This is a genomic window from Oleiphilus sp. HI0086 (assembly GCF_001635225.1).
Genome location: NZ_LWFZ01001469.1, coordinates 1 through 9,912, shown reverse-complemented (window position 1 = coordinate 9,912; position 9,912 = coordinate 1). Strand labels below are relative to the sequence as shown.

The following is a 9,912-nucleotide window of genomic DNA, read 5'->3' as shown; positions in this document are numbered from 1 at the left end:
TTACTAGACCATGAAAGCTATCAATATGCCGAAGCCAAAGCCTTGCTGGGGAAACTAAAGGCAGATCATATTCCTGTTATTTTTGCCACCAGTAAAACTCGTACCGAGGTGCTCAAGCTCAGAAAAGCAATCAAAAACCAGCAACCGTTTATTGTTGAAAATGGCGCTGCTGTCTTGATCCCTACGGACTATTTTCCCTGTAAACCAGAAGCTTGCTACGAGCAAAACGGATACTGGGTTTATGGCTTATCAGAAACACGTCAACACTGGCTCGGTATTCTCGAACAAGCCAAAAAGGATTTTCCGCAGCAATTTAACCATTTTGCAGCGATGAGCGAGCAAGCGCTTGCCGAGCTAACAGGGCTTAGCGTCGAGCAAGCCAAGCAAGCGAATGAGCGCGAGTACAGTGAGCCAATTCAATGGCTAGGCAATCATTCCGATAAGCAATCCTTCATTACTTATCTGGAAAATAAGGGAGGCACCGTTCTTCAAGGAGGGCGTTTCCTATGCTTGAACGGAGATCACGATAAAGGCCGAGCCTTATCTTGGCTGGTCAAACAGTTCATTAATTTTTCCATTCCCTGCGACTTAAAAACACTCGCAATTGGCGATAGTCTTAATGATGTCGCCATGTTGGAGCTTGCTGATAGAGCGCTCATTATCCGCTCTCCAGCTCACGCTCCACCAAGTTTAGCCCGTACTAGTGGCTACCAAGTTAGCGAGCATTGTGGCCCGAAAGGCTGGGCCCAAGGCGTAAACAACATTATCTACAGTTAGAGAGAAAATCATTATGGCTGATTTCTATCAAAACGGCATTGTCACCACCCTACACAACCTATCACGTCGCCCTCTGGATGATTTGGAAGATGAGTTAAGGGGCTTTAGTAAACAACGCCCCATGTCCTTGATTCTTCCATCTCTTTTCTCCGAACTCGAAGGTGAGGCACTACCCAAGATCGTCAGCCACCTCGAAGGTGCCGACTATCTATCAGAAATCGTTATTGGCTTAGATCGAGCTAACGAGGCGCAGTACCGGCACGCTTTAAAGTTCTTTGGCCAATTACCGCAACATCACCGCGTCCTCTGGAATGAAGGTCCACGACTCAAAGCGATTGATGCTGAATTACAAGCCTTAAACCTGGCACCAAAAGAGTTAGGAAAAGGACGAAATGTTTGGTACTGCATGGGCTACACGCTAGCGTCTGACCGATCTGAATCAGTCGCTCTGCACGATTGCGACATTGTTACCTATGACAGAGAACTATTAGCAAGACTGATCTACCCGGTTGCCAACCCTCGCTTCAACTATGAGTTCTGTAAAGGTTTCTATGCTCGCGTTGCTGAAGGCAAAATAAATGGCCGCGTTAGCCGTTTGCTGGTAACGCCGCTATTACGAGCCTTAAAGAAAGTCTATGGCGAATTAGAGTATCTACAATTTATGGATAGCTTTCGTTACCCACTCGCCGGTGAGTTTTCCTTCCGTAAAGATGTGCTTAACGACATTCGCATTCCCAGCGACTGGGGTTTGGAAATAGGTGTGCTTTCTGAGATGCACCGCAACTACGCCAACAATAGGCTGTGCCAGGTAGACATTGCCGATGTTTACGACCACAAACACCAGGACTTGTCAGCTGAAAATGATCAGGGAGGCTTATCCAAGATGTCGATCGATATCTCAAAGGCCTTATTTAGAAAACTGGCAACTCACGGCAAGACCTTTAACACTGAAACATTCCGCTCAATTAAAGCGACCTACTTTAGAATCGCGCTCGATTTTGTCGAAACTTATCACAACGATGCTTTGATGAATGGCTTGTCGCTGGATATTCATCAGGAAGAAAAAGCCGTCGAGCTTTTTGCTCACAACATCATGAAAGCTGGTGAAGCCTTCCTCGAGAAGCCGATGGATACCCCTTTCATTCCTAGTTGGAACAGAGTTATTAGCGCCAAGCCCGATATTCTCGAAAGACTATATGCAGCGGTGGAGGCTGACAATAAGGAGTTTTTCTCACAATGAACTCTATATACTCGGCTCTAGTCCAGCAAGCTCAACACTTGCTGGACGTTATTTATCATGACATCGAACTAAACGAGAGCACCGCCTCTCTAACAGATAGCGCGCTTAAGGAAATGAGGCTAGATACTAGCTGCCAGACACCAGGGGATCACCAGACATTATGGGATCAATCAACAACGTGCATGATTACTTATGGCGACACATTTCTTGTCGATGGGGAAAAACCTCTCCATACACTCAAGCACTTTCTTGACGAGCACTGTGAAAGCACCATTAATTCAGTTCATATCCTGCCTTTTTTCCCCTATAGCTCAGACGATGGCTTTGCGGTCATGGATTTTTCAAGCGTTAATGAAGCCTTAGGCGATTGGCCCGATATCCAGGACATCGCCAGCCACTATAAGCTTATGAGTGATCTGGTGATTAACCATTGCTCTAGCCGTAGTGTCTGGTTTCAGAACTTTATTAAAGCCGAAGGCCCTGGACACGATTACTTTTTTACCGAAGACCCGGAAACAGACCTAAGCGCTGTCGTTAGGCCCAGAACAAGCCCACTACTTAGAAAAACTGAAACGCCTTACGGCACGCAACACGTATGGTGTACCTTTAGTCATGATCAGGTCGACTTCGATTTCAGAAACCCTCGGGTATTACTGCAATTCATCAAGATCATTAGACACTACCTCGATATGGGCGTTCGAGTATTTCGCCTGGATGCTATTGCCTTTCTATGGAAGCGTGCCGGTACTAGCAGTATCAATCTGGAAGAAACACATAACGTCGTTCGCCTGCTTCGTTTGTTAATCGAACATGCTCAGCCCGATGCCATTATTATCACTGAGACTAACATTCCCAATAGAGAAAACTTGTCGTACTTTGGTAATGCTAACGAAGCGCATTGTGTTTATAACTTCGCTTTGCCCCCCTTATTGCTGAATACCTTAATCAGTGGGAACTGTCATCACTTGAAGCTGTGGCTGATGAGCATGCCTCCGGCACAGCACGGCACTTGCTATTTCAACTTCATTGCCTCTCATGACGGTATTGGCTTACGGCCAATTGAAGGAATTCTCAACGAAGATGAGGTACAAAATCTAGTAGAAACCATGCAAAGCTTCGGAGGACAAATCTCATGGCGAGCACTGGACAGCGTAGATGGTCGAAATACCGAAACGCCTTCTCGCAAACCATACGAAATCAATATCTCACTATTCGATGCGCTACAAGGCACGACAGAAGGAAAAGATCAATTCGGTATCGAACGTTTTCTCTGTGCACATACCATTATGTTTGGCTTAGAGGGCATTCCGGGTATTTATGTCCATAGCTTGCTAGCCACCCAAAACGACTATAAGCGAATGGAGAACACCGGCCATAATCGATCTATTAACAGACACCAGTGGGACTATACAGATTTAACTACGCAGCTTAACGAAAACACGCATCACCAGCGTGTCTTCAGCGAAATAAAACGTCTGCTAAAAATCCGACAACAACATGCTGCCTTTCACCCTAATGCAGTGCAATTCACTTTGCACCTGGGGGATAAAATATTCGCCTATTGGCGTCAGTCTCCAGACAGAAAGCAAAGCATTTTTTGTATATCGAACATCAGCAAGGAGTCACAGCAACTTGCGATAGCTGACATTAATCTGGTCGATACTCAAGCATGGTGCAACTTAATCAGTGGGCAAGAGCTTAGCAAAGCTGATAACACAATCGATTTAGCGCCTTATCAGACAATCTGGTTATCAAACCTCTGTGCTCTCTAGCCCGGCTAAATCAACTCGCCTCCTGTTTCGACTAGTCATTTTTCTATAGAAACAGGAAGGCTCCACTCCTTGCATATAAGTACCGTCACCAAAGTGACTTAAAAGAGACATAAATTTGTAGCACTCTCGAAACATAATTCCCTCTTCAGTAAAAACACCTATCGTTAAATGGAAAGGAAAATTATGCACTCTATGAATATGTTTAAGAAAACGGCTCTCGCTCTCGCCATTTCAAGCCCCCTCTTGTTAGCAGGTTGCAGCGATGACGATAAAGACTCCTCGTCAGTCAAAAACTTCAATAGAGTGGCGACTTTCCACGTATGTGAGCAGATCAATACTCAATGTAATGACGACACCGAAACCGTTGCAGAAATTGTTGCCGCAAGCACTGACGGACAAACGTTAATCTATACTGACAGCGAGCAAGAACAGCTAGGCTTCGTCGATATTTCTACTATTGAGTCTCCGGCTGCTGCAGGCACATTCGCACTCAATGGCGAGCCAACATCAGTAGCGATCAAAGGAGAGTACGCTCTCGCGGCTGTAAACACTTCAACAGACTACGTCACGGTATCGGGCGAGCTAGCTGTCATTAATATTGCGAGTAAAACTCTAGTTAGAACGATCGCTCTTGGCGGCCAACCAGACTCTATCGCAGTCAGCCCGGACAGCATGTATGCACTTGTGATTCTTGAAAACGAGCGTGATGAAGATCTAGGCGATGGTGCGCCACCGCAGCTTCCAGCTGGCGAGCTGGTTATTCTTAACCTAAGCGGTGAACCTGCTGATTGGACAAGCCAAACTCTAGACATCACCGGAATTGCTGACCTGTACGCAGCAGACCCTGAGCCAGAATATGTCGATATCAACAGTGACAATATCGCTGTTGTCACACTTCAGGAAAACAACCACATTTTATTAGTTGACCTGGAAACAGCCACGGTTAGCGCAGACTTCTCAGCGGGTACCGTTGATCTTGAAAACATCGACAACACAGAAGAAGATGCCGCCATTATTTCATTAAGCGAGAGCTTAAACGATATTCCTCGTGAGCCTGATGGCGTATCTTGGATTGACACTGAATATTTCGCCACTGCCGATGAAGGTGATTTAGACGGTGGCAGCCGTGGCTTCACAATCTTCAACAAGCAAGGTGAAGTGGTTTACTCTTCCGGCAACGACCTGGACCACATGGCAGTTCGCTTCGGCCACTACCCAGATGCTCGTTCTGGAAACAAAGGTAACGAGCCTGAGAATATCGAAGTTGCTAGCTTCGGTGGTACGCCTTACTTATTCGTCAACTCTGAACGTGCTAACCTAGTATTTGTTTACGATGTCAGTAACCCAGAGCAGCCTGTATACAAGCAAACCCTACCTGCGGGTGTGGGCCCTGAAGGTGGCTTGGCTATCCCTGATAGAAACCTACTGGTTGTCGCCAGTGAAAAAGATGATCGTGGTGATAAGTTCCGTGCGGCATTGAATATCTATCAGCGCTCTAGCGCAGATGCAAGCTACCCAACAATCGAGTCAACTAATCGAGTCGATGAGACACCCATACCTTGGAGCGCACTATCTGGTTTGGCAGCAAGCCCAACAGATGAAAACATGCTTTATTCCATCGAAGACAGCTTCTATGGTCAAAGTCGTATTTTCGGTATTGACGTCAGCACCACACCCGCTCAGCTGAACCAGGAAGTCACAATCAAAGATAGCAATAATATCTTTGCAGCCATTTCCAGAAGCGTTTTGGCAGATGATTCGGTTGATGCTGACGATGCAACACGCGTCAGTGTTTTCGATGAAGCAGACCTAGCGCTACTGATCAATGATGACAACAGCGTCAATATTGACCCTGAAGGTATAGCCGTTGCCAGCGATGGCGGTTTCTGGGTTGCTTCTGAAGGTTCAGGTACACAAGGGGATGCAGGACGACCAATCAATAGCTTGAACTTCATATTCAAAACCGATGCGAATGGCGTCATTGAAGAAGTTATCACACTGCCACAATCAGTGAATGATATTCAAGTACGCTTCGGCTTTGAAGGCATCACTGAATATAACGGTTCAGTCTATGTAGCAATTCAGCGCGCTTGGGGCGATGAAGCGAATCCACGCATTGGTGCTTACAATACGACAAGTGAGCAGTGGAGCTTCTTCTTCTACCCTCTCGATACTGCCGAGTCGCAAAATGGTGGCTGGGTTGGTTTATCTGATATCACCTCGATTGGCGACGGTAAGTTCCTAATGCTTGAGCGTGATAACCAGGGCGGCAAAGATGCAGCCATTAAGCGCATCTATGAGTTTGACGTATCTGCACTGAGCGATGGCGACACCATTAGCAAGACTCTGGTCAGAGATCTTATTGCTGAAGGTGACTTGTCTGCGCCAGGTGGAGCGACTTACGAGAAAATGGAAGGCTTAGCCGTAACTGCAGACAATACTGTTTATGTCGTCAATGACAATGACGGTGTTGATGATAGCAATGGTGAGACGCAGTTAATCAACTTAGGTAATGATTTACTAAACTAAGTGTTAAACAGGTTTAGTCTTACTTAAACAAAAGGGGCCGGTCGATTTAGACCCGCCCCTTTTTTCATGCTCTAGGCAACACTCTTAGGTTCTTTCATTCGTAATGCAACGAAAGCGGCAATCGCCAGTAGAATTCCAGCCACGATAAATGACCAGACATAGGATCCGGTACTCGCGACTATCGCTCCCGATATTTTGGTCATCACAAAACCGCCTATTCCCCACGAAGTAAACAGAAGGCCATAATTGATACCAAAGGACTTCAAGCCCCACCAACCCTTACAAAAGGCAGGAAAAAGCGCCAGATTGGTACCGTAATTAAAGCCAATAAAGGTCGCCGACAAGACAATAAAGAACGCCATCGCCCCCTCACTAGAGACGACGAATATCGCCAGAAACATATTCAAAGACTGAAGCGCCAGGAAGATTGCCAAGGCAAGGTTTTTACCCATGGCATCAGACACCACGCCAGCAATAATCCGTCCTGAGGCATTACCTACCGCCATGATGGCGACGACGATAAACGCAGCGTTACCCATACTTTGCTTCGCCATCCCAGCCACGCTACCAATCACCATTAGCCCGGCTCCAGCGCCAATAAAATACAGAAACCAGAGTTTCCAAAATGAAGCCGTTTTAATAACCAGTGATGCATCCATGGATCTTTCAGGCTCACTGCGTTGAACCGGTTCCAAGTCTTCTTGCTCTGTTTTGGCAGGCAGTTCTTTAACTACATTCTGATCCGAAGATTCTGGTTCAGCAGGAACATAGCCCTCAGGCGGATTCTTAAGAAAACGGGATAGAATGCTTAAGGCAATAAAGAATGCAGCGCCAAAAAACATCATGGTGCTTTGCAAACCCCACTCACCAACAAGGTAAGAAGCCAAGGGGGCAATATAGACAGGTGCCAAGCCAAAGCCTGCAACGACCAAACCCGCAATAAGTCCGGTCTGCCCGCCGGGGAACCACTTCAGTGCAGGTGGCGTAGCCGAAGCATAACCAAAACCGATACCTGCACCGGTGAGCACACCAAAACCAAGCACCCAAGCTGTATAACTCGTGCTTTGCGAAATCACCAGCAAACCTGCACCCACTAACACGCCACCAATCAGTGCCGTTACCCTGGGCCCTAATAAGTCCTGGCACTTACCCGCCAGAATCATCGTAAAGGCAAACACTAAACAGCAGATGGCATAAGGATCGCCAACCGAAGCTCTGTCCCAATTAAATCCACCGGCACCGCCCGCTTCAATTGATTCAACAATCTTGGATTGATAAATGCTCCAGGTATAAAGCACCCCTAGAGCCAGGTTGATCCCTGTACCCGCGATGGCTACCTTCCACCCCGGATTCTTTAGTATTTCAGACATATCCCTTCCTTATCTCTACGAACATGAAGACCGCCTTTAGGAGGCGAGTGAGATTTTTTTATTGAGTGCTCAATATAGTCTGAGTACGGCAGAAGAAAATGACGGGAGTCAACAGGTGCGTAGATTAGGCTTAGTTTTTGAAAAATTGGAATAGTGCCTAGAGACAAAGATGATCTTGCTCAGCGACTTTGAAACTCTGTTTACAATGTTCAAACGGGCAGTCAAAACTCAGTGATACCGACTGCAATTGCAGATCCCTAACACCCTCAGCTTCCGTGTCACATGATTTACCATATAGCCGGTCGCCAACAATCGGGTAGCCTAAGGAGGAGATGTGTTGGCGAATTTGGTGCTTGCGGCCCGTTAGTAATCTAACGTCAAGTAGGGAATACTCGCCCTTACCTTCAACATAAGAAAACATACTACATGCGGCTTTACCCTCCACAGGGCTATTTACTTCATAGTCTTGCGGGAAGATAGAAAAATCACCGTGCACAATTGCCTGGTAGCGTTTATCAACCCTCCCCTGACTAAACATCTCACTAAAGCATTGCGCAGCTTTTTTACTATGACATAAAACCATTAAACCCGTGGTTGCTCTGTCCAACCGATGGACTAGAAAGACAGGTCGTTCATGGGTATTGCTAAGCTTAGCAAGGTTTACTTCTACCCAACGATTAATACTGGCAAAGTCTCCCCATCGGCTTCCCTGGCAGTTCAGGCCATAGGGTTTGAACCAAATACTGTAATCATAAGCATCATGGATCAACTTTGGTTCAGGGATAGCTTGCCTGAGAACTTCAGCGTTATAATTAAGTTCAAGCTCATCACCAGCCTTTAGCGCCTTACTAGCTCGCCTTAAACGCTGCTTCCCCTTCCCTCGATGCAACCATACAGCGCCTTTTTGCATGGCGTCTTTTATCTTGGCTTGCGAGAGATTCGTATGACTGGCGAGTATCTGGCTTGCCTTAATGTGGCAATTACTTTCATCGAGCGTTAGTTTGAATTCGACTATTTCTGTCACATTATTAACCTTAGATTAAAGACACAATATTAGCGTTTAAGAATGATATTCGCCTTACCCGCCAAATAACGCTCTCGAAAGAGTTTAAAGTATTTATCCAAGCTTTGCGCAGCTTCATGCTCACCCGCCAACTTCAGTACTTCAACACCCACTTCGGCCGTACATAACTGATGATCCTGTGATGCTTCGCGCAGCTGATAATTTGACACCTTTTCAGGGCTAATCCCCAACACAGGAAAAGGCCGAAGATAAGCACTACGAAACATTTTTTTAGCCTCTCGCCAAGTTCCATCTAAGATAATAAATAAAGGCCTCTTGCCATGCACTTGACTCTCTATTTCAACCGGGTTTCGAATACACTGATCAGCTTCTGCATACTCATGAGGAAAGACCACGATAGGAAAGTAATCTGGATTCTCCAATAGATCGCGCAAAGCAGCCTCCTGCTCGGTACGTTGCCACTGGAAAGCATAATTGTCAGGGATAAGATCTGCGATGATGCGTCCGGTATTACTGGGCTTAAATACTTCCCCCTGATAGAGAATAAAACAAAATGCACAAGCAGCCTCAACAACGGGTCGCTCTGCACAGATGCAATGATGCTCAACTAATAGGCATGACGGGCACCTTTCTAACTTGCTACCACGAGCAGAAAAAGGCCGATGTATCTTTTTACTCTGCTCATCTCGTAATTTTGAGACTGCATTAAGGTGCATAACTCTCCGACTTCTTTGCAATTTTAAGGATTCTAATGACTGAATTGTAAACCATAATAAAACACGCACTTAGGCGTTTTACAGGCTGGTCTGCTTAGTTTAACTTTAATGGCATCTTAATTACTTAATAATTCAAACCTTTTTATTAAACGAATCCGCCCTTCCAGATAAGCCAATCACGATTTAGTATCACTCAATTTGACTTCAAGATTTTTCACGTCATTATTAAGCACATGACAAGCTCAGAAACTAAACGCCCTTATCAAATCTCCAATCGTGCTGAATCAACTGCTCAAACTATTTGTGGCCGCGACTGAATTATACCTCTGGAAGTGATGAGGCATGGTTTAAATCAGGGCACTGAACAAACTGACAAAACATTGCTTAAGCTAGTAAAGGCTTGGTAAGTGTGAGAAAACAAAGTTAGATAACTTAATGAATATTAGCGATAAACAGTATGGCCAAGGTGACTCGACCTTTGTTG

Annotated in this window: 7 protein-coding genes; 4 read left to right on the top strand and 3 right to left on the bottom strand. The window is 45.8% G+C overall.

Annotated features, from left to right (window positions below; genetic code table 11):
- From A3756_RS24960 to A3756_RS24945, 4 genes are all read left to right on the top strand, one after another.
- The coding region (locus A3756_RS24960) for a mannosyl-3-phosphoglycerate phosphatase (protein WP_068554977.1) at nucleotides 1–777 on the top strand (777 nt) is incomplete at its 5' end.
- 13 nt (nucleotides 778–790) lie between these two features.
- Entirely contained in the window at nucleotides 791–2,017 is a 1,227-nt protein-coding gene (locus A3756_RS24955; protein ID WP_068509482.1) for a glycosyl transferase, read from the top strand.
- A complete protein-coding gene (locus A3756_RS24950; RefSeq protein ID WP_068509484.1) occupies nucleotides 2,014–3,789 on the top strand; it encodes a sugar phosphorylase in 1,776 nt (591 codons plus the stop codon). The genes A3756_RS24955 and A3756_RS24950 overlap by 4 nt, the downstream gene beginning before the upstream one ends.
- A 192-nt stretch (nucleotides 3,790–3,981) precedes the next feature.
- Complete coding sequence (locus A3756_RS24945; RefSeq protein ID WP_197475884.1) at nucleotides 3,982–6,318, top strand: esterase-like activity of phytase family protein; 2,337 nt, start codon at nucleotides 3,982–3,984, stop codon at nucleotides 6,316–6,318.
- A 71-nt stretch (nucleotides 6,319–6,389) separates the two neighbouring features.
- Here the strand turns inward: A3756_RS24945 and A3756_RS24940 are convergent, their stop codons facing one another.
- From A3756_RS24940 to A3756_RS24930, 3 genes are all read right to left on the bottom strand, one after another.
- Nucleotides 6,390–7,688 (bottom strand): OFA family MFS transporter, encoded by a 1,299-nt coding sequence (locus A3756_RS24940; RefSeq protein WP_068509488.1) that lies wholly within the window; start codon nucleotides 7,686–7,688, stop codon nucleotides 6,390–6,392.
- A gap of 157 nt (nucleotides 7,689–7,845) precedes the next feature.
- Nucleotides 7,846–8,712, bottom strand: coding sequence for an RNA pseudouridine synthase (locus tag A3756_RS24935; RefSeq protein ID WP_197470093.1), 867 nt, complete (start codon nucleotides 8,710–8,712; stop codon nucleotides 7,846–7,848).
- Between the two features lie 29 nt (nucleotides 8,713–8,741).
- On the bottom strand, nucleotides 8,742–9,428 hold the full coding sequence (locus A3756_RS24930; RefSeq protein WP_068509490.1) for a tRNA-uridine aminocarboxypropyltransferase: 687 nt from the start codon (nucleotides 9,426–9,428) through the stop codon (nucleotides 8,742–8,744).
- Nucleotides 9,429–9,912 lie beyond the last annotated feature (484 nt).

Coding starts and splice junctions, on each gene's coding strand:
- A3756_RS24955 (WP_068509482.1), top strand. CDS start 791: ATGGCTGATTTCTATCAAAACGGCATTGTCACCACCCTACACAACCTA.
- A3756_RS24950 (WP_068509484.1), top strand. CDS start 2,014: ATGAACTCTATATACTCGGCTCTAGTCCAGCAAGCTCAACACTTGCTG.
- A3756_RS24945 (WP_197475884.1), top strand. CDS start 3,982: ATGAATATGTTTAAGAAAACGGCTCTCGCTCTCGCCATTTCAAGCCCC.
- A3756_RS24940 (WP_068509488.1), bottom strand. CDS start 7,688: ATGTCTGAAATACTAAAGAATCCGGGGTGGAAGGTAGCCATCGCGGGT.
- A3756_RS24930 (WP_068509490.1), bottom strand. CDS start 9,428: ATGCACCTTAATGCAGTCTCAAAATTACGAGATGAGCAGAGTAAAAAG.